General features: G+C 62.4%; 21 protein-coding genes and 1 pseudogene. 10 read left to right on the top strand and 12 right to left on the bottom strand.

Annotation, left to right across the window (positions count from 1 at the left end; all coding sequences use genetic code 11):
* From NKH93_RS03435 to NKH93_RS34300, 7 genes are all read right to left on the bottom strand, one after another.
* Entirely contained in the window at positions 1 to 1,200 is a 1,200-nt protein-coding gene (locus tag NKH93_RS03435) for an alanine racemase (protein WP_352969123.1), read from the bottom strand.
* A gap of 12 nt (positions 1,201 to 1,212) precedes the next feature.
* Positions 1,213 to 2,187 carry an ABC transporter permease gene (locus NKH93_RS03430; protein ID WP_352969121.1) on the bottom strand — a complete coding sequence of 325 codons (975 nt, stop codon included), beginning with the start codon at positions 2,185 to 2,187 and terminating at the stop codon, positions 1,213 to 1,215.
* 35 nt (positions 2,188 to 2,222) lie between these two features.
* Positions 2,223 to 3,284 (bottom strand): substrate-binding domain-containing protein, encoded by a 1,062-nt coding sequence (locus NKH93_RS03425; RefSeq protein ID WP_352969119.1) that lies wholly within the window; start codon positions 3,282 to 3,284, stop codon positions 2,223 to 2,225.
* 60 nt (positions 3,285 to 3,344) lie between these two features.
* The gene (locus NKH93_RS03420) at positions 3,345 to 4,406 is read right to left on the bottom strand and encodes a substrate-binding domain-containing protein (protein ID WP_352969117.1); all 1,062 of its coding nucleotides are present in this window, start codon (positions 4,404 to 4,406) and stop codon (positions 3,345 to 3,347) included.
* A gap of 33 nt (positions 4,407 to 4,439) precedes the next feature.
* Positions 4,440 to 5,699 (bottom strand): M20 family metallopeptidase, encoded by a 1,260-nt coding sequence (locus tag NKH93_RS03415; protein ID WP_352969115.1) that lies wholly within the window; start codon positions 5,697 to 5,699, stop codon positions 4,440 to 4,442.
* Positions 5,696 to 6,916 carry an ROK family transcriptional regulator gene (locus tag NKH93_RS03410; protein WP_352969113.1) on the bottom strand — a complete coding sequence of 407 codons (1,221 nt, stop codon included), beginning with the start codon at positions 6,914 to 6,916 and terminating at the stop codon, positions 5,696 to 5,698. The genes NKH93_RS03415 and NKH93_RS03410 overlap by 4 nt, the downstream gene beginning before the upstream one ends.
* A 130-nt stretch (positions 6,917 to 7,046) precedes the next feature.
* Positions 7,047 to 7,172, bottom strand: a complete 126-nt coding sequence (locus NKH93_RS34300; RefSeq protein WP_502896427.1) for a DUF6894 family protein — start codon at positions 7,170 to 7,172, stop codon at positions 7,047 to 7,049.
* A gap of 227 nt (positions 7,173 to 7,399) precedes the next feature.
* Between NKH93_RS34300 and NKH93_RS03405 the strand changes: the two genes are divergently transcribed.
* The 6 genes from NKH93_RS03405 (at position 7,400) to NKH93_RS03380 (ending at position 11,506) form a co-directional block, all read left to right on the top strand.
* Positions 7,400 to 7,660, top strand: coding sequence for a hypothetical protein (locus tag NKH93_RS03405; RefSeq protein ID WP_352969111.1), 261 nt, complete (start codon positions 7,400 to 7,402; stop codon positions 7,658 to 7,660).
* A 70-nt stretch (positions 7,661 to 7,730) separates the two neighbouring features.
* Entirely contained in the window at positions 7,731 to 7,964 is a 234-nt protein-coding gene (locus NKH93_RS03400; RefSeq protein WP_352969109.1) for a hypothetical protein, read from the top strand.
* A gap of 1,223 nt (positions 7,965 to 9,187) precedes the next feature.
* Complete coding sequence (locus tag NKH93_RS03395) at positions 9,188 to 9,430, top strand: DUF982 domain-containing protein (protein ID WP_352450353.1); 243 nt, start codon at positions 9,188 to 9,190, stop codon at positions 9,428 to 9,430.
* 232 nt (positions 9,431 to 9,662) lie between these two features.
* A complete protein-coding gene (locus NKH93_RS03390) occupies positions 9,663 to 9,908 on the top strand; it encodes a DUF982 domain-containing protein (protein ID WP_352969107.1) in 246 nt (81 codons plus the stop codon).
* Between the two features lie 8 nt (positions 9,909 to 9,916).
* The gene (locus NKH93_RS03385) at positions 9,917 to 10,162 is read left to right on the top strand and encodes a DUF982 domain-containing protein (protein ID WP_352969105.1); all 246 of its coding nucleotides are present in this window, start codon (positions 9,917 to 9,919) and stop codon (positions 10,160 to 10,162) included.
* 888 nt (positions 10,163 to 11,050) lie between these two features.
* Positions 11,051 to 11,506 carry a Ros/MucR family transcriptional regulator gene (locus NKH93_RS03380; RefSeq protein WP_352969103.1) on the top strand — a complete coding sequence of 152 codons (456 nt, stop codon included), beginning with the start codon at positions 11,051 to 11,053 and terminating at the stop codon, positions 11,504 to 11,506.
* A 352-nt stretch (positions 11,507 to 11,858) separates the two neighbouring features.
* On the opposite strand, the gene NKH93_RS03375 is transcribed toward NKH93_RS03380, so the two are convergent.
* The 5 genes from NKH93_RS03375 to NKH93_RS03355 all read right to left on the bottom strand — a co-directional run bounded on the left by NKH93_RS03375 (position 11,859) and on the right by NKH93_RS03355 (position 15,705).
* Complete coding sequence (locus tag NKH93_RS03375) at positions 11,859 to 12,113, bottom strand: DUF982 domain-containing protein (RefSeq protein WP_352529719.1); 255 nt, start codon at positions 12,111 to 12,113, stop codon at positions 11,859 to 11,861.
* Complete coding sequence (locus NKH93_RS03370; RefSeq protein ID WP_352969474.1) at positions 12,011 to 12,364, bottom strand: hypothetical protein; 354 nt, start codon at positions 12,362 to 12,364, stop codon at positions 12,011 to 12,013. The genes NKH93_RS03375 and NKH93_RS03370 overlap by 103 nt, the downstream gene beginning before the upstream one ends.
* Before the next feature lie 486 nt (positions 12,365 to 12,850).
* Positions 12,851 to 13,015 (bottom strand): c-type cytochrome, encoded by a 165-nt coding sequence (locus NKH93_RS34295; RefSeq protein WP_502896422.1) that lies wholly within the window; start codon positions 13,013 to 13,015, stop codon positions 12,851 to 12,853.
* A gap of 492 nt (positions 13,016 to 13,507) precedes the next feature.
* Positions 13,508 to 14,989: an ATP-binding protein gene (locus NKH93_RS03360; RefSeq protein ID WP_352773507.1), complete on the bottom strand. Its 1,482-nt coding sequence runs from the start codon at positions 14,987 to 14,989 to the stop codon at positions 13,508 to 13,510.
* Positions 14,986 to 15,705, bottom strand: a complete 720-nt coding sequence (locus NKH93_RS03355) for a response regulator (protein WP_352773504.1) — start codon at positions 15,703 to 15,705, stop codon at positions 14,986 to 14,988. The genes NKH93_RS03360 and NKH93_RS03355 overlap by 4 nt, the downstream gene beginning before the upstream one ends.
* Positions 15,706 to 16,027: 322 nt before the next feature.
* Here NKH93_RS03355 and NKH93_RS03350 point away from each other — a divergent pair, with 322 nt between their 5' ends.
* The 4 genes and pseudogenes from NKH93_RS03350 to NKH93_RS03335 all read left to right on the top strand — a co-directional run.
* Complete coding sequence (locus NKH93_RS03350) at positions 16,028 to 16,498, top strand: (2Fe-2S)-binding protein (RefSeq protein WP_352969100.1); 471 nt, start codon at positions 16,028 to 16,030, stop codon at positions 16,496 to 16,498.
* A gap of 11 nt (positions 16,499 to 16,509) precedes the next feature.
* Complete coding sequence (locus NKH93_RS03345; protein ID WP_352969098.1) at positions 16,510 to 18,684, top strand: xanthine dehydrogenase family protein molybdopterin-binding subunit; 2,175 nt, start codon at positions 16,510 to 16,512, stop codon at positions 18,682 to 18,684.
* A complete protein-coding gene (locus tag NKH93_RS03340; RefSeq protein WP_352969096.1) occupies positions 18,671 to 19,015 on the top strand; it encodes a c-type cytochrome in 345 nt (114 codons plus the stop codon). The genes NKH93_RS03345 and NKH93_RS03340 overlap by 14 nt, the downstream gene beginning before the upstream one ends.
* A pseudogene (locus NKH93_RS03335) lies at positions 19,002 to 19,286 on the top strand (FAD-dependent oxidoreductase); the annotation flags it as partial. The gene NKH93_RS03340 and the pseudogene NKH93_RS03335, both read left to right, overlap by 14 nt.
* Between the last annotated feature and the right edge of the window lie 113 nt (positions 19,287 to 19,399).

The raw sequence follows: 19,399 nt of genomic DNA, 5'->3' as shown, positions 1-19,399 counted from the left end.
CTAGACAGGCCAGGCAGCGGTTTCGCCAAAACCGTTTTCGATCGTTTCGACTTGGGGCGCCCCCTTTGAGACACCGGAGATGCCGACCACGTAGGCGCGGGTCACGAACGCCTGGCCGCGAAAGCCGAACACCGCCGTGTCGCCGGGGCGTGGAGCATTGGCGCCGCTAGCGTCAATCATTGCGTAGTAGTCGATTGCCGCAGGCGGCGGCACCTCGACGCTTCTGAGCGCGGCGGCGGCCGTGGTGGGTTCTGCGGACACGATTGCCTTCACCTCATAATCCGGAAAGATCGGATCGATATAGAAGCCGCCACCCAGGCAGTAGGCTTTGCCGCCAGACAAATGCGAGACCTCGGTCAAATACAGAACGGCAGGGAGCTCCGGCAGATCATCCATGACGTGCAGCGCGGTGGTGCCGGCCAAGCCATTGCCCGGTTCACATTGCGTGGCGCCGGCTTCGGCCAGCGCGCCAAGCAGGACACTCGACGTTGTGCCGGGCGCGTTCACCTCTATGTCGCTGCGGCCGGACTTGGCGAGCGCTTCGGCAGCTCTGCCCAGTGTCGCCAGATTGTGTGTCGGCAGGACCGTTCGCGTGGTCTGGTCGAACAACAGCGCCGGGAAGGTGGTGATGCCAGCGAACCGTGCGCCGTCGAGACCATCCAGTTTTTCGGCGACCGCGGCGATATCAGCCGCCTCAAAACCACCTTCGTGGCCGCGGTAGAAAACGTCACCATCGGCGCGGATGCGGGCAAGCAGGTTTTGCGTGTACCCGGCGAGCCTTGCGCCGGCAGCGGCTTCTTCAGCCTTGGTGTCGTTGAAGACGGTCCAATAGTCCGGCCTGAACGTTTTGGCCGCCGCATTGGCCTCGTGCCTTGCGATCTGCTGCAGGTGGCCAAGATGACCGAGCCTCAGGCCTGCTCTGTGCGTTGCCCGCGCGCAGGCCATGTCGACGGCGACGGCCTGATCGATGCCGCCACGCTTGAGCGCATGGCAGAACGAACTGGCGCGGCCGACCTGCTTGGTCATGGCGAAAATCTTCAGGCCGAACCGGTCGGCCTCGCGCTTCAGGACCCGCGCATTGCTTTCGACGGCATCGAGGTCGAGCACATAGGAATTAGCCGGCAGCTTTCCTTCCTGGTGCAGGCGCATGGCATTTTCTATAAAGCTCGGATTGCGGCGCCGCAGAACATCGAGGAACATGACAAAACTCCTTCAACGGGACTTTTCGCGCAGCGATACAGCGACGGCCGCAAGAATGATCAAGCCACGCACGATCATCTGGTCGGAGACGGACAGGCCCATCAGGATGAGGCCGTTGTTCAGCATGCCCATCATCAGCGAGCCGACCAGCGCACCGACAATCGATCCCTTGCCGCCGTTGAGCAGGGTTCCGCCGACAATGACGGCCGCTATCACCGTCATAAGGTCGGTTTCGCCGAGCGTGTATTTCGCAGCCTGCAGCCGGCCTGCATAGAGCAGCCCGGCAAGGCCGGCGAGCCCGCCGCTTGTGGTCAGAACGGCAAGCCTTATCTGCGCCACGCTGATGCCGGAAACACTGGCGGCACGGCTGTTGTCGCCGGTGGCCAGCACATGGGCGCCGAAGCGCGTCTCGCGAAAGATGAGATGCGCGATCGCAACGGCAATTACCGTCCACCAGATCAAGGACGGAACACCCAGCAAAGAACCCGAGCCGAAGAAACCGGTGAAGGCGTCGTTGGTGACCGGGATCGACCGCAAATCGGTCATCGAGCGAGATACGCCGGCAAACAGCCCGAGCGTCGCCAGCGTTACCAGGAATGAAGGCAACTTGACGTAAGCCACGAGGGCGCCGTTGAGCAGGCCGATCAGCAGGCCGGCGCCGAGGCCGGCCAGCACCCCAGCCAACAAGCCGTAGGCGTTTATCGTCACCGAGGCGGCAAGGGCTGCCACGGCAACGATCGAACCTATCGAAAGATCAATCTCGCCAGCCGACATGACAAAGACGAGGCCGATCGCCATGATCGTCACGGGTGCTGTCTGCAGCACGATGTTCGACAGGTTGCGGACGGTCAGAAAACCGCTGTCCTTCAGTACGATGGCGAAGAACAGAAAGATCGCCAGAAATCCGAGATAGACGACATATTGCTGCAGGTTGAAGCGGCTGACCAAGCTCGCTGCCCGGCCGGGGCTGGTGTTGACACTCGACATTCTCACTTCCTCCGGCGGGGCGCCATTGTCCGCCGCTATTTCATGGCGGCCGCGATGGTCGCGGGCACGTCCTTGTTGAGGGACCGCTTCCACCCGTCCTTGACAGTGTCTTTGGTGACGGCGAGGGAATCGACCACGATGAACGGCGCGGCCTTCTTGCCGATCAACGAGGCGGCCGTGGCGCGCGCCAGCGTCACGCCGATGTCGTAGGCTTCGTCTGCGACGAGTGCCGCAACGTTGCCGCCTTTCACCATGTCCAGTGCCGCCGGTTCGTTCAGGTCGAGCGTGACGATCTTGGTGTGGCTGTTACCGGCCGCCCGCAATGTGGACAGCACGCTAAGCGCCGGCTCAGCCCAGGTAACGTAGATACCGTCGAGGTCCGGGTGCTGTGTGATCATCGCCTGCGCGATTTCCTCGCTGCGCGCGGGGTCGGCCATTCCGGCCTCGGCCACGATCTTCATGTCGGGATAGTCCTGCTCGATCGTGTGCTTGAATGCTCCGTCACGCTGGTTGGTGACGTAGAAATCGGCATCGTGAAAGATGTAGCCGACCTTGCCCTGCTTGCCGAGCGCGTCGGCCATTGCGATCCCGGCCTTGTTGCCCATCTGGAAAAGGTCGTCCGAAACGATGGTCACATAGTCCTTGTCGTGAACGTAGCCTGCCGGGGAATTGTCGACGAATCCCAATTTCACGCCGGCCTGGCGCGCAGGATCATATACGGTGGCCGCACTTGCGGGATCGACCGGTAGGGACAGTATAATAGAGGGCCTTTTGGCGAGTACTGTCTCGACGTCGGATTTCTGACGCGCCGCATCAAAGCCGGCGTCAGTCTGAGCGACGACCGTGATGCCGAGCCGCTTCAACTCGTCCTGGGCGCCGCTGTTCACCGCGTTGGTGTATTCGCTCATCTCATGCCAGACCAGCGCGGCGGTGTATTTGCCGTCCTTGATCTGCTGCTCCTCAGCTGGTGTGAGCACGACGCTCTTTGCCGGCGTCGGCTTTTCCCCGTTCGGTCCCGTGGTGGTGCCCTCGGCTGCAAAGGCGTTGGCGGCGACGAGTGCTACCAGTGCCGACAACATTCCAATTGCTATGCGCATGTCAGTTCCCCTTGTTTTTATGATGTCGGCGGCCCTGATTGGCCGCCGGGCATTGCCCTGTCATTTGGCCGCGTCGAGCACCGATTGCGGCGCGTCGCGGTTCAACGAATCCTTCCAGCCCTGCGCAACGTTCTGCTTGGTCACGGTAAGCGCCGGGGCAACGACGAAGGCCGGGGTCTCCTGGCCGAGCAGCGCCTTGACGCCGACAGCGGCCATGGCGCGACCGAGCTCATAGGCCTTGTCTGCCACCAGTGCGGTCACATTGCCGCCCTTGACCATATCGAGCGCCACCGGTTCGGCGAGGTCGAGCGTGACAATCTTGGTCTTGGTGTTTCCGCTCGCCCGCAAGGCCGACAGCACGCCGTCGGCCGGTTCGGCCCAGGTGACGTAGATGCCGTCAAGATCGGGATGCTGCACGAGCATCGCGCTGGCCAGCTCTTCTGCTCGCGCCGGATCCGAGATACCCTGCTCGGCGACGATCTTGATACCGGGATAATCCTTCTCGATCGTTGTTTTGAAAGCCTGGTCGCGCTGGTTCGTCACATAGTAACTGGCGTCGTGGAAGATGTAGCCGACCTTGCCCTTGCCATCGAGCGCCTTGGCCAGTGCATCGGCCGCCTGCTTGCCCATCTGGAACAGGTCGTCAGTGACGATGGCGGCATAGTCGGCTCCGTGCTTGTAGCCTTTCGGCAGATTCGAAAGGAGTACCAGCTTGGTGCCGTCGGTGAGCGCCTGACGGAACGCCTCGGCCGAAGTGACCGGATCAAGGGGCAGTGACAGGATGACGTTTGGCTTCGCCGCGAGCGCGGTTTCGATGTCGCTGCGCTGGCGCGCGGCGTCAAAGCCCGCGTCGGTGGTGGCGACGATTTGAATGCCGGCACGGGCAAATTCATCCTTGGCACCGGCCGTGACCGCATTGGTGAAGTCGGAGGAGGTGTGCCACAGCAGTGCGGCCTTGTAGCCCTTCTCCTTTACTGCGGCCAGGTCTGCATCCGACAATCTAACCTCGGCGCTGGGTGTCGCCGTCTCGCCGCTCGGTCCAACTGTCTGTGCGCCGGCTCCACCGGCCACGAGCATCAGGCTGCCTGCAAGTGCTGTAGCAACAAGTCTGTCTATCAGCATGGTCTTTCTCCCATTTTCGCTCTCAGTTGTCCTTCATTCCGCAACGCCGCAATACTCCACCATGAACCGGGCGAAGCCTACGACGCCGGCCAGATATTCCTCGACATCGACGTGTTCGTCGAAGGTGTGGCAGTTGCGAATGTCGCCTGGCGCGCAGTACACGGCGGGGATGCCGAGCCGGTTGGTGAAAAATGATGACTCTGACCAGAATGGCGCGCCTTCGATGGCGCCGCGACCAGCCATCGATCGGGCCATGGCGGCAGCAAGAGCGCCGACCTCCGGCCTGTCAGGTGCAATCTCGGCGGCGTTACCCCCGAGCGGATGATCGCGACCGGCCGGATAGGCGAACGCCAACATGATTTCGGGATCGGCGATGGCGCCGCGCACCACTGCCTCGATTTCGGCGGCGGCCTCGTCCAGCGACTCGCCGGGTAACAGCTTGCGGATCAGCGACAACGTGCAGCGTTCGGGCACCGCGATGTAGCCGCCGCCCGCAAGGCCGGTGATCAGCAGGAAGCCACGCCCAATCAGCGGGTGCTCGGCTCTTGTTGCAACATCTTCCGAATGCTTCCACAGCGCGCTCATGACGGCGTGGCTTGCACGCAAGGCATCCTTGCCGAGTTCGGGTACGCCGAAATAGGCTGATCGTCCGGTGATGGTGATGTCGGTAATGAAGAAGCCAATTTGGGCCGGATTAACCGAAAGGCGGGTAGGCTCCACATAGACGACGAAATCGGGCGCCACGACTTCGCCTCTCTCGATGCGGTCGACGAAGTCCTTGATGCCGGCGGAGACGCCGGTTCCAGGCTGGCCGCTCTCCTCGTCGCCGACGAAGGCAAAGGCAACGTCGCCGGCCAGTTGGATGTCGGCCGTGTCGAGCAGAGAGAGTGCCGACAGCGCGGAGCAGATGCCGGCCTTGAGGTCGCCGGCGCCGCGGCCCCAGATCTGCCCATCGATCATTGGCGCGGCAAACGGATCCTGCTTGGCGGTGCCAGCCCAGTGCTCGCGCCAGCCCTCGACATGGACCGTATCGGTGTGGCCGATGAAGAGCAGCCGCTTGCCGGCGCCGGCACCTTTGCGCTCACCCCAGACGTTGGGCCGGCCGGGCGCGAATTCCGCGCGCCGAATTTCGCTCAAGCCAAGCACGCGCATGCGTTCTTCAAGGAAGGCGACAAAGTTTTCTTCGTGACCGGTTATGCTTTCGCGGCCGATTGCCCCCTGCAGAAGCTCAACCGCTGCGTCGCAATCGAAGGCGGCGCGCAAGCGGGTGGTGATGTCCTTTGACGCGGTCATAGCGTGGCCTCGCGCAGCACGGCCGAACTGGCCGGGGGAAGCGAAATGCGTCCGTCGGGCGCGTCGACGCCGAACAGTGTGTTGTGCAACTGGCCGAGCCCGATCGCGGCAGCGCCGATGAGCGCTGCCCGCGACCCGAGTTCGCTGGCCTCAACGGCGATAGGGTAGGGGAAGCAGCGCGGCAGCAGGTCCCTAACGCGCAACAGGATTTCCGGCCGCAGCCCGATCGAGCCGCCGAGGACGACCTTTTGCGGATTGGCAATTGCCGCTATGGCCACAATGCCCTGTGCGAGGTAGCGCGCGGTTTCGTCGAGTACCGTCGCGGCATGCCTGTCTCCAGCCGATGCACTGTGGAAAATCGTCGGCACGTTGACGATGTTGCCCGTCAGCGTTGCGTAGCGTTCAACCATGGCGTTGGTTGCGACCACGCGCTCGAAAGCGCCGGCGCGCAACGATGTCGGCGCGAAAGGATCGGCGCCAATCGGCAAAAAGCCCATCTCGCCGGCTGCATTGCTGGCGCCCCGCACCAGATTGCCTCCAACCATGAGGCCGCTGCCGATGCCAGTACCCAGCGCTATGAAGGCGAGATTGTCGATACCGCGGCCGCACCCCTGCCAGTTCTCGCCGAGCACCGCCAGATTGACATCGTTCTCGATCATCACATGAAACCCGAATGCCTGCTCGAAAGCGCGGACGACATTCATCGTGCCAAAGCCGGCAACATTCGGGGCAAGCAGGACGCGGCCCGTCTTCTTGTCGGGTGCACCGGGAACACCAATCACCGCCAGCCTTATCTTTGTGCGCGAGATTCGGTGCCTCTCGGCCGCCTGAAGCGCTAGATCCACGATCTGGTCGACGATGAACTGTCCGCCCCGAGGATCGGTCGGCGCCGTTTCCTCCGCGAATATCTGGCAGGCAAGATCGGTGAGGGCGACCCGGACTTTGGCGGCGCCGAGGTCGACGGCCGCGATGTACGCCGCGTCAAATACGAGTTCGTAAGTGACAGCCGTGCGTCCGACATGTCCGCTCGTGCGCCCTGTCTCCTGCACCCAGCCTTCCTGCTCGAGTGTCCTGACAATCTCGGAGATTGTCTGCTTGGACAAGCCGGTCTGCTTTGCGATCGAAGCGCGCGAGATCGGCCCGCCTTGCACGATCGCCTCCATGACGGAGCGCTGCGAGAACTGACGAGAAATGCGCGGTTGGTCGTTCAACAGCACCTCCGATTAATTCGTTCTGTGACCGAACTTAATAGTCATTTTTGACGGCCGTCAACTGGCCGCTCAGGCTCTTCACCGGCGGGCCGCCGACGCATATGCGAGGCCACGGGGCCATGCAGGAGGTTGATAGTCACCGCACCAATTGCGGCAGCTTATCTTTGGTGATTTCGACCAAGGCTCTTACCGCCTCTTGTTTTGCAGCTTCGAGGTCGGGCAGATCGGTGCCTTCGACGTCGGGGGAAGACTTGCCCGGTATCGGTGAAGTCGAAGAAAAAGCGAGGCATCCCTACAAACACAGTAAATGCGGGAAAGGTTCATCTTGCTTCACGATTGGCTATGCAGCCGGCGCCGCCGCTCTAATGCACGCAGCCGCTAACGAGCGTGATCTGACGTCCAATGATGTCCGCGCATTTGGTTAAAAACGTACGCGGCCAGACTCATTGCCCTGATCCGCTTAGAGTTACTTCCGAAAGGAGTGCTCTCATGCTGCCATTGCCCCACGCCGTCGATCCAAAGGTAGTTGCTGAGATCAATACTCTGCTAGCCCATCACGCCGGGGCAGTACCGGTCCCCGTTCACAAACTCGCGGCGGTTGTCCGGCTGCGCCTCAAAAGCCATCTTTCCATCGCGACGATCGAGGAGCTGATCGTGGACGAAGCCGAGTGTCGCCATCTGCCCATGCTGTTCGAACTGCCGGGAACGGAATCGGCTTTAGTTTCAACTGCTCTGAGTCGCGCGACTTGAAGGTTAGGGGCTCGGGCATTCGGCTCTGGCAGGGGAGCCCACCGCGCGTCCGCCCCAATGGTGACAGCCTATGACCAGCAGCAGCTCAACTAGTGGTACTGCCTATCCTGGCGACCTGATTCTGTTGAAGCAGGTCTTTGATCGTGTATGCGCCGAGCAAGGCATTCCAGTAGGAAGCGAGCAGGCGGAGCGCCTGAGCGTGAGCGCAATGGCACTCTTCTCGGACGGCGAGTTCGACGAGGCCGTTCTCTACGAACACCTTCGGGTTGTTGCCAGCTCCCTGCCGAGAAGGGACCGAGCATGACCTACCATGATTCGGATGGTCGGCGGGTTCGTGCCGCCCTACTTACCCCTCATGCCACCCATTGGTTCGTCCCTCCGGTGTTCGTGAAGACTGAAACCGGCGACAGGCATGGCTGCGACAATGCGAGGGCAGCCCTTGAGCAGCTCAAGAGGTGGACCGCAGAGGACCTCGCTGGCATAAGGCGGTAACCCTCTGCCTGTCAGATCTAGAGGGCGATCCGATTGACCCTCAGGTGGTACGAAAGGCCTTTGAGGCTGCGGCTAAGGAAGCCAAGATGTATCTCTCCCCGTAGGAGGAGGAGAAATTTCTCCCAAAGATTCAGTCCTTTATTCAGTACCATTCGAACATTGATTTTTCCGTGGAGTGACTCATAAGGTGGCGCTTGGGTTCTCGCTGAGGTGGAGGCCTCGTATGAACGTTTGCACGGACTGTCGACCCGACAAGGTTACGGCCAAACACCTTGTTCACGAGCTAATCCTACAAGCCCGTCGCGGCCAAATCATCTCCGTAAAAGATACTATCGCTGCGGTGCGCCGAGACGGGCCACATTTGGCGGAAACTGACTGCGAGTTGGTGGAGCTTATTGTCAATGTTGCCCCAGCCTTTGGCCTGTTCGTGGCGTTCGACGTTCTCGCATAACCTGATGGCGCTCCATTGGTTCTCCCATCCAGTCTACGGCAGGACCGACAGCACCCTGGTTGTGGGACGAAAGGCGAATCGGGGCGCGCTCTATAGGTCGAGAGGGGTACGGGGTCTTCGCGCGAGCCAATTACCCGATCATCCGATCAGAAACCCCTTCGGCGTGCCCCTGGGGAGGGCTGGATGAGCGTCGCGCAAAGGGTCGGTCCACTTCTAGAGCAAGCAATCACTGTACTCCTCAACAGGGCGGACCGTCGCAACACGGTCTCGATCAAAGCGGCATTACGCGAAGCTCGGGAGGCTGCCTCATTTGGTGCCCTCCGACGAAGAACTAACCGAGGCGATCGTCGAGGCAGCAACTGCCATGGGCCTCTGCGTGGCTTTCGACGCCCAAGAGTAGCTGTCAGCCAACTTCAGTCACTGTGGCATCGCAACGGAAGCGCGCCGTCCTGCGCCATTTTCAACAGTCAGAGGTAATCCGCAATTACCTTCGCAAGCTGCTAAATCTGCCTGTAGAACGGAAGCTGCCGGCTGAGCAAAGGTATTTGCTGGAGAAACTTGATCGGGCCGACAAAGAGTGACGTATGGCTCTCCACTGGTTCAACCCTCCGGTCCCGGTCAAGACCGAGCGTCCCGGGATCATCCACAATGTCAACAACGCCGAGACAGCCGGCGAGGAGCTGATGAAGTGGACCAAGCGTGGCCCTTGTTGGGACCTCGCGGTGCGCGTTTGCATGGCCGTGATTTTCGACGAGATGGAACCTGAGGAGGCCCGCAAGGCATTCCTGGCTGCTGCAAAAGAGGAGGGGACATTACTCCCCCAATGAGAACTAGCTAAATTGGATGCGGTATAAGGTTCTAGGTGTCTATTACCAACACCGCCTTCGCGAAAGGAGCCCGCCGCCGGTGAGGGAGAGGCGACGGACCCCCCCCACAGCGGCTGCACATCCACGAAGAATCCCGCTGCCACCTCTAAACCCGCGAGGGCCTACATCGTTCCCTTAGCTGCGGCTAAAGCGGGGTTGGTCGGCGGGCTCTTGCCGCTCTAAGTTCCCCCTTATGGGTCCTGTCTGGTTCTCTCCGCCGGTCTACGTGAAGACGAAACATCCGGGCATTCGCAATGGGGTCAGCCACGTCGAGGGAGCCGCCGAGGAACTCATGGGGTGGGACACAAAGGGCCCGAAGTGGACCAAGGCGGTCCAGTCCTGCGTGGATGCATTCGAGGGCAGAGCCTCCCCCCAAGAGGTCCGTGAAGCCTTTGAGGCGGCTGCCAAGGAGGCCAACATGTATCTCTCCCCTGAGTAGGAGGTATCATGGCAACCCATTGGTTCGTCCCTCCGGTGTTCGTGAAGACTGAAACCGGCGTCAGGCATGGCTGCAACAATGCGAGGGCAGCCCTTGAGCAGCTCAAGACGTGGACCCGGAGAGGACCTCGCTGGCACAAGGCGGTGACCCTCTGCCTGTCAGATCTGGAGGGCGATCCGATTGACCCTCAGGTCGTCCGAAAGGCCTTTGAGGCTGCCGCCAAGGAAGCCAAGATGTATCTCTCCCCTGAGTAGGAGGTGTTGTGGCAACCCATTGGTTCTCCCCTCCGGTGTACGTCAAGACTGACCGACGTGGGGTCACCTACGGGTGCAACAATGTCGAGGGTGCCGCCGAGGAACTCCTGAAGTGGACCAAGATGGGGCCCAAGTGGCGGAAGGCTGTGCAACTATGCATCGAAGCCGTCGAGGATCGGGCGACCCCGAGGAGGCTCGTAAGGCCTTCGAGGCGGCTGCCAGGGAGGAGGGGGTGTTAGGCTCCTCGGGTTAGGTCTCCTGTGTCCCTGTGCCCCTCGGCTACACCCTGAGGAGAACTTCAGGGGAGCGTTGGGGATGCCGGCCTAATCGTCACTCCATGTCGGGCACGTCGCCCCGAACCAAAGAGCGTCGTTGGCTCCTCGTATTCGCCCAGCGCCGGGTTAGCATCACGCGACCACGCAATGACACCGGCATGTTTCGTCGCCAGAGCTTTTGGCGGTCCTTATCGCTCGGGCTTCGGTCTGCTGCTCGGCTGGCCATAGGCTGCCTGGAAGTCGCCGCTCTCATCGCGGGTCGAAGGCTGTGACGACAATCAGCTTGGGGGCCTTCTGCTGAAGAAGGAAGCTGTCTGACATGTTGGTGCCTTTTCGGATTGGTTAAGCCTAAGCAGAGGGCATGAAAGTTTCTCCAATCGCCCAAGTCCAGATCAAAGGCCGGCGACCAGATAATGCCAACGATCTGCTGATCGCATTCCGGTGAATGAGGGTGCTACACCGGAAGGGAAATCGGCCGCACACACGCATGTCGCAGGGGATGACCAGCAAAGCCGGCCTTGAAGTAATCTAGCGTCAAATAATCGTTGTTTGCAATTGCGCAGGCCGAATTTTCCAAATAGGAACGCCGGAGATCAACAAGGGAACGATTTTGATGGATGAAGCAATTGGGCAGCGAAGGGCTGATCTGCTAGGGATGACAGCAGATATCGTCGCAGCCTATGTCCAGAGCAACGCGATGCCCGTGGCGGATCTGCCGAATTTGATCGCCAGTGTTAATTCTGCGTTGTCTGGCCTGGCTAAGCCGGTCGCTGCACCATCGCCAATACTTACGCCCGCGGTAAATCCTAAGAAGTCGATCTTTCCCGAATACATTATAAGCCTTGAGAACGGGCGCAAGTTCAAGTCGATGAAGCGCCACCTTGGCTTGCTTGGCATGACACCTGATGAGTACAGAGCCAAGTGGGGTTTGGCGTGGGACTATCCTATGGTAGCGCCCAGCTATGCGGTTCAGCGGTCTGCGCTTGCCAAAGCTGCTGGTCTCGGCCGCAGGGCGGTTGCCAAAACGCCGCCAAAGAAAGCACCAGCAAAGCGCAAGGTCAAAGCCTGACAGTGCACGAATTCGGGTCATGCCATCAGGTCTAGATGGTCCAGGTGGCGTGGCTGGAATGAGCTGCATGGCTTCGCGGTTCAGTAAGCGCCGCTCACGCCACAACGCAAGCTTCAGCACGGCTTGCGTCTTCACGTCCTTGTATCCTAGCGGGGGGCAGGAGAGGTCGACCAATGTGCGATCGACAAATAGAGCCGATACATCGTCGCCCTCGACAGACAATCAAATCATATCGATAAAATCGCACTACATCGACACCTCACGCTCTGCTCGATGCCACAAAGCAACAAAGCCGCTGAATCCAGCACCGCTCCGTGCTTGAAGGGCATGGCCATACGGGTGCTGGGTAAGCCTAAATTTCTTCCCCGAGCAATATCCTGGCCTCCTTGGCAGCAGCGATGAATGCCTGGCGCGCTATCCTTGGTGGTTTTTCTCCACGGATTACGGCAAGGCATGCTTCGATTGCGGCGAGCCGCGACTTGCCCTCCGGCCTCGGCCAATCCCTCAGCAGAACTTCGGCCGCGTCGGATACCGACGTAACAACTCTGTCGCGATCGATCCGGCCGGGTTGAACGACGACGGGCTTTCTGAAACGTCTCGTACGCACGACAGCCTCCAAGAACAAGCTATGCTAGCTTCTGATGATCCTTTGCGCCACGTCAATTGTCGGCAAGTAGCAGAAGGCATGCGCTTGGCCAGAAGCTTTTCGTCGAGCCATCCCTGCATGGTCGCGGCATCGGTGGCGCTCTGATGAAAGCTGTCGCGGTCGGCCGACCAGAGAGATTTGCCGTCCTGAGGCTCTTCGAGAAAGCGCGCCAAGTCGTCGATGTCCGGCGCATATTCGCGCAGGCCGTTCAACGAGCGCACGCCCACGGTCGGGCACGATCGCTGCAAGTTTTGATTTGAGCCTGTCGCTTCGGATTGACAACCAGCGGACTGGCCTATTCAGGTCCTAAAGACTTTCAACAAACTCACCAAATTGTCCCGCTGGCGTCTGTCCCTTTCGCACGCGGTCGCGGTTGATCTGTACGACCATGCGCCTGGCACGCTTCCTTAACGCCCCACGGTCCCAGATCCTTCACACCAATGAAGTAGTCGATGAACACGAAAAATGCGGCTGGGCCAAAGGCCCGTCAGCGAATCGGGGCCCGCTGCCACCCCATCTGCCGCGCGTGGCGCGTGTTGCGACACAGTCCTTGGCAGAGCCAAGTCTTCCAACGCCTCGCGCCCCATCATCCCCAATGAGACACTGAAGAGCATAGCAATACCTTGAGATGCGCGCCTCGCCGGGCTCAGTCGGTATGCATGAGCTGGGCCGCCGCTCGTATGGCGTTGGGTGGCATGCTATCTGCATTTCACACCTGCGCCTTCCAGATAGATGATGATCGCCGCGCGCTGGGCGGCATTGGAAACGCCGACAGTCATTGTGGTGCCAGGCACCATCTGGCGCGGCGCTGTGAGGAAGGTGTCGAGCGACTGACTGTCCCAGACGATATTCGACTCCCGCAACGCGGCTGAAAAGCGTGCTCCCTCGATGCTGCCGGCCAGGCGGCCGATGACGCCAGACAGATGCGGACCGGCTCTGTTCTGGCCGGCTCCATGCTGTGGCAGGCTCCGCAGCGCTGCCGGAACAGCCGCTCGCCCTCGGCCTGCTGCGCGGAAGTGGCGGCAGGCAACAGCAGGCCGGCGGCCAACAGCGTAGCCAGGGATGTACGCGCTCGCACGATGGACGTCGCCAGGGATGCGGTTGCAACTCCAGCGGACATGAGGGCGTTGCGTGTCGTGGCTTGTGAATGGTTCATCGGATGACCTCTGCGAAACGTTGAGGGAAGGAGCTTTGCTGCAGGCCGGAGGCTTCCGGCAGGACCATCCGCTCAACAGCGGTGGCTGGGCAGGCAAGGTGCTGGAGAGGATCCAGGTGGTGACTTGTCCTTCGTTGCGGCGGCGATGATCTAATCGTGGCGCGGCAGCGCGCGAGTTCCGATCGCGGGACGGTTTCGGTCAAACCGGCAAGGATCGTAGTCCGGTCGGAGGGTTCGTCTCAGGCACAGGCGCCGGGGCAAGGTGCTTGGCCATGTCGATGAGCGGCAGCCTGATGACAGCGCGAAGGCCCTCGCTCCGGTTCTCCAGCACGATATCGCCGCCGTGGTGACGGGCGATGGCACGGGCGATTGACAGGCCGAGCCCGACGCCGCCAGTATCCCGGTTGCGCGACTGCTCCAGGCGGAAGAAGGGAGCGAACACCTGTTCCATCTTGCTTGGCGGAATGCCGGGTCCTGCGTCCTCGACCACAATGTCCAGGCTGTCGGCACTCCGGACCAGGCTCACCCTTGCCTGTTCGCCGTAGCGGATGGCATTCTCGACGAGGTTGCGGATCGCCCGGCGCAGGGAGTCCGGCCGGCCGCGGTACAGCACCTTGGGTCCATCGCTGACGGTGATGTTTTGGCCGAGCTCAGCGAGATCGTCGCAGAGGCTGCCGACCAGCGCCGAAAGATCGACGGTTCGCGTCTCCTCTACCGTGGCGTCCTCGCGCGCGAAGGCGAGCGCCGCTTCCGTCATCGTCTGGATCTCCTCGATGGTCTTCAGCATCTTTTCCTGGAGTTCGTGATCCTGGACAAACTCCGCGCGCAGCCGGAGCGAGGTCAGCGGCGTACGCAGGTCGTGGCTGATCGCCGCCAGCATGCGCGTGCGGTCCTCGACGAAGCGCTGCAGGCGCTCCTGCATGCGATTGAACGCCTCGGCGGTCTGGCGGATATCGTCCGGCCCCGATTCCGGTAGCCGCGGCACGGCCTCGCCGCGGCCGAACAGTTCAGCGGCATTGGCGAGCCGTCGCAGCGGACGGGCGATTGCCTGCGCCCCCAAAATCGCTATGGCGGACAGGATGAGTGCGGTGAGAGCCAGCGATATCGCCGATTGCGTCGTCCAGAAGGCGTTTGGCATCGCCTTGGCGTAGGCGGCATTCAGCCAGGTGCTGTCATCGAGGCGGACCGAAAGGCCCATGCCGTTTGGGGCGGCGTCCATATAAATAAACTTGGCCGGCCGCGAGAAGGGTTGGCCACTGCCGGACAAATCCATCATGCGCGGCGGCACGGAAGGATCGGCGGCATCGACGGCGGTCGAGGCCTGTCCGTTCATATAGCCGGCATACTTGCCGGCAATCCCGGGCAGCGGCTTGGCGAGCTCTGTCAGGGCCTCCTGTTGCCAGGCGAGGGGATTGTTCGGTCCGTCGTCCGAGGTCCAGAAACGCGTATAGGCGGTGCCGCTGACGTTGAGTATATCAGGCCGAAGCGAGGGCGGCGTCGTGTCAAGCAGAAGCGCAAGCGAGGACGTGCGGCTGACGAACTCGCCCTTGGCCGCCGCGTGCAGGGCCTGGCCGCGCTCGTCCCACGAGATCAGGAAGGTGATCGCCTGCGACAGGGCGAGCGCAAGCAGTACTAGGATGAGGAAGCGGGCCGCCAGGCTGCGTCTCCACAACAGCATCATGCCTGGGCCACCTCGGCGGTGAAGCAGTAGCCGCCGCCCCAGTGGGTCTTGATCAGCATCGGACTCTTCGGATCCGCCTCGATCTTCTTGCGTAGCCGGCTCACCTGGTTGTCGACGGCCCGATCGAAGCCGTCGGCAGTGCGCCCGACCGTGAGGTCGAGCAACTGATCCCGGCTAAGCACGATTCCGACATGCTCGATGAAGGCAGTGAGAAGGCGGAATTCAGCCGTGCTGAGCGCGACCGCCACGCCGTCGAGCCCAACCAGCTCGCGGCGGCCGACATTCAGCGTCCAGCGGTCGAAGCGCAGCGCGTTCGATTTGAGCCGACCGCGCTGCGGCGGCAGGCTGTGGACGCGCCTGAGTACGGCTTTGATCCGCGCCAGCAGTTCCCGCGGATTGAACGGCTTGGTCAGGTAATCGTCGGCCCCGATCTCGAGGCCCACGATCCGGTCGATCTCCTCGGCCATGGCGGTGAGGAAGATGATCGGAACGTCGACCGTCCCGCGCACGTGACGGCAGGCGGCAATGCCATCCTCGCCAGGCATCATGACGTCGAGGACGATGAGATCGGGCAGGCTGCGGTCGAGCAGCCGCTTGAGCGCGGCCGTGCTGTCGGCGACGCTGACGCGATAACCCTGCTGGGTGAGGTATTTCCCGACCAGGTCGCGGATGTCCCTGTGGTCGTCGACGACCGCGATGTGCCGCGCCCCTTCCATGCAATGCTCCAAAAGCCGCTACCAAATAGTCGGTCAGTATCGACGACATCTAGTTTGCGTCTACACGGATGATCACCTTTCGCACATGGCGGCAACTCGCGCGACATCAACAAACCGTGAGAAGTGTAACGAAGTGTAACAGAATGCCTCGTCTGCGACAGCTTGCGATGAACTGCCGTTCAACGGGACAAGGTTCTGCGACAGGTCCTGGCTAATTTTGGCCTCGTCGCTAGCCGGGACTTCCAGTCTCTGCCGCCGGGCCACGCCGCGCGGCATCCAGACGGGCGGTCCTCGCCAGCCTTTGATCGAAAAGGGTTGCACAATGGCCAGATTGATCGTCAACGGCACGCCAAGGGACATCGAGGTGGATCCGGACACGCCGCTGCTGTGGGTGATTCGCGAGCAGATCGGACTTACCGGGACGAAGTACGGCTGCGGGGTTGCCGCCTGTGGAGCCTGCACCGTCCATATAGACGGCGCCGCCACGCGCTCCTGCGTGCTTCCGGTGAGCGCGGTCGGGCCGGATCAGCAAATCACCACTATCGAGGGGCTTTCACCGGACAGTTCGCATCCGGTCCAGCAGGCATGGCTGGCGCTCGATGTGCCGCAATGCGGCTATTGCCAGGCCGGCATGATCATGGCTGCGGCGGGGCTACTCATGCAGAACCCGAACCCCACGGACGAGGACATCAACGGCGAGATCACCAACATCTGCCGCTGCGGCACCTACAACCGGGTGCGCGCCGCGATCAAGCTTGCCGCCAAGGGCGGCGAAGCCACCCAACGCGGTTGAGGAGGACGATCATGACCGCCATAATTTCCATCTCCCGCCGCAGCTTCATCATCGGCGCGGCCTCCACGGCCGGCGGCCTGTCCCTCGGATTCAACGTGCCGTTCATCAAGCCGGCACTTGCCGAGGCCGCCGAGACCGCGCCGGAGATCAATGCCTGGGTGGTGATCAGGCCCGACGACACGGTGGTCATCCGCATCGCCCGCTCCGAGATGGGGCAGGGGACGCTGACCGGCCTGGCGCAACTCGTCGCCGAGGAGCTGAATTGCGACTGGTCCAAGGTCACGACCGAATATCCGTCGCCGGCCCAGAATCTCGCGCGCGACCGCGTATGGGGCAATTTCTCGACCGGCGGCAGCCGCGGCATCCGCGAATCGCACGAATATGTGCGCATTGGTGGCGCCGTCGCGCGCGAGATGCTGATTGCCGCTGCGGCCGCCGAATGGGGGGTGCCGGCCAGCGAATGCACCGCAAGGATGGGCATGGTCACGCATGCAGCATTAAATCGCGCCACCTTTTATGGACAGTTGGCCGCTGCCGCCGCGCGGATGACGCCACCCACCAACGTCACGCTGAAGGACCCGAAGGACTGGACCATAGCCGGCAAGCCGCTGCCGCGGCTCGACACGACCGACAAGCTCAATGGCAGCCACGTCTACGGCGTCGATCTCAAACTGCCGAGCATGCTCAACGCGGCGATCCGGGCCTGCCCGTATTTCGGCGGCAAGGTGAGGAGCTTCGACGCGGCGGCGGTGGCTGAAATGCCCGGCGTGCACACCGTCGTTCAGGTCGACGAAACCGCTGTTGCGGTTGTCGCCGACACGTGGTGGCGGGCGAAGACCGCTCTCGATGCCCTGCCGGTCGTCTGGGACGAAGGTCCCAACCGGCAGGTCACCAGCGCCTCGATAGCGGCGATGCTCGAAGAGGGGCTCGGGGCCAATGACGCCTTCATCGGCGCCGCGCAAGGCGATGCGGGTGCTGCCCTGTCCGCCGCTGGTCGGACGGTTACCGCGACTTATGCATTTCCCTATCAGAACCACGCGACCATGGAGCCGATGAACGCGACGGCACTCTACACGCCGGAGCGCTGCGAGGTATGGGTGCCGACCCAGAATGGTGAGGCGAGCCTGGCTGCAGCGGCCGAAGCCGCCGGCTTGCCAGTGCAGCAATGCGAGGTGCACAAGATCCATCTCGGCGGCGGTTTCGGCCGGCGCGGCAACTTCCAGGACTATGTGCGCCAGGCGGTCAGCATTGCCAAGCAGGTGCCGGGAACGCCGGTAAAGCTCATCTGGTCGCGCGAAGAGGACATGCTGCACGGCGCCTACCACCCGACCACGCGATGCCGGCTGACGGGCGCGCTCGACGCGGACGGCAACCTGACCGCTCTGCACACGCGCATATCCGGCCAGTCGATCCTCGCCGCGGTGCGTCCGGAAGGCATGCAGAACGGCATGGACCCTGTCGTTTTCCAGGGCCTCGTCCTCGCCGGCATGGAAGGCACGCTTGGCTATACGGTGGACAATCTGCTTGTCGACCATGCCATGCGAAACCCGCCGATCCCGCCGGGCTTCTGGCGTGGCGTGAACCTCAATCAGAACGCGCTCTACGTCGAGTGTTTCATGGACGAACTCGCCCATGCGGCCGGTGTCGACCCGCTCGCCTTCCGACGCAAGCTGATGGCCAACCATCCAAAACACCTCGCCGTACTGGAGGCGGTTGCCGAACGGGTCGGCTGGGACACCCCGCCCGCAGCCCGCGTCCACCGCGGTCTGGCGCAGATCATGGGCTTCGGCAGTTATGTCGCGGCGGCAGCGGAGGTTTCGGTCACCGACGGGCAGCTCAGAATTCACCGCATCGTGGCGGCGACCGATCCGGGTCATGTCGTCAATCCCGCACAGGTGGAGCGGCAGGTCGAGGGCTCCTTCGTCTACGGCCTTTCCGCCTGCCTCTACGGCGAATGCACCGTCAATGGCGGCCGCATGGAGCAGGAGAACTTCGACAGCTACGAGGTCTTGCGCATGGCCGAGATGCCGGAGGTGGAGACGATCATACTGCCGTCCGGAGACTTCTGGGGCGGCGTCGGTGAGCCGACTATCGCAGTCGCTGCGCCGGCCGTCCTCAATGCGATCTTCGCCGCTACCGGAAAACGCATTCGCACGCTGCCGCTGAAGAACCATGACCTGGCATGACATGAGGCGCTCGAAGAACAGGCGCGGTGGACGATCGTTCGCGCCCGTTCTGCTTGCGGGGCTCGTGGCCAGCGCGTCGGCATGGGCCGAGGCGGTGCCCGGCGCGACGGCGTGCACCGGCTGCCACGGACCGGCGGCATTCGGCTCGGCCATCCCTTCGCTCGACGGCCACGCTGCCGACGACATCGTCGCCCAGATGCAAGCCTTCCGTTCCGGTGAGCGTGAGGCAACGCTCATGGGCCGCATCGCCAGCGGATATACCGACGAAGAGACGCGCGCCATCGCCGAATGGCTCGCCAAACCGGAGGCGGCACGCCATGCCCAGCCGTAGAGCCGTGATCGGCGGTGCGGCGGCCAGCGTCGCCGCGGCCGTTCTTGCCACGCCGCAGGTGCGGGCACAGGCGCGGCCCCGGGTCGTCGTGGTCGGCGGCGGCTTCGCAGGCGCAAGCTGCGCACGCGCACTAAAACAGCTGGATCGCGACCTTGCCGTGACGCTGATCGAGCCAGAGACCGCCTATCTGGCCTGTCCGTTCAGCAATGCCGTGCTTGCGGGTCTGCGCGGCCTCGAGGCGCAGACCTTCGGTTATGACCGGTTCGGCGACATCGAGCTCATCCGCAAGCGCGCTGTCGCCGTCGATGCCGAGCGCCGGCTCCTTCGGCTGGATGACGGTACGGATATTGGCTACGTCAGCCGCGCGACGGCCTGCTTGCCGAG

The organism is Mesorhizobium sp. M0954 (assembly GCF_040319155.1).
GTDB lineage: Bacteria > Pseudomonadota > Alphaproteobacteria > Rhizobiales > Rhizobiaceae > Mesorhizobium.
This window is presented reverse-complemented; position numbering and strand designations above follow the sequence as displayed.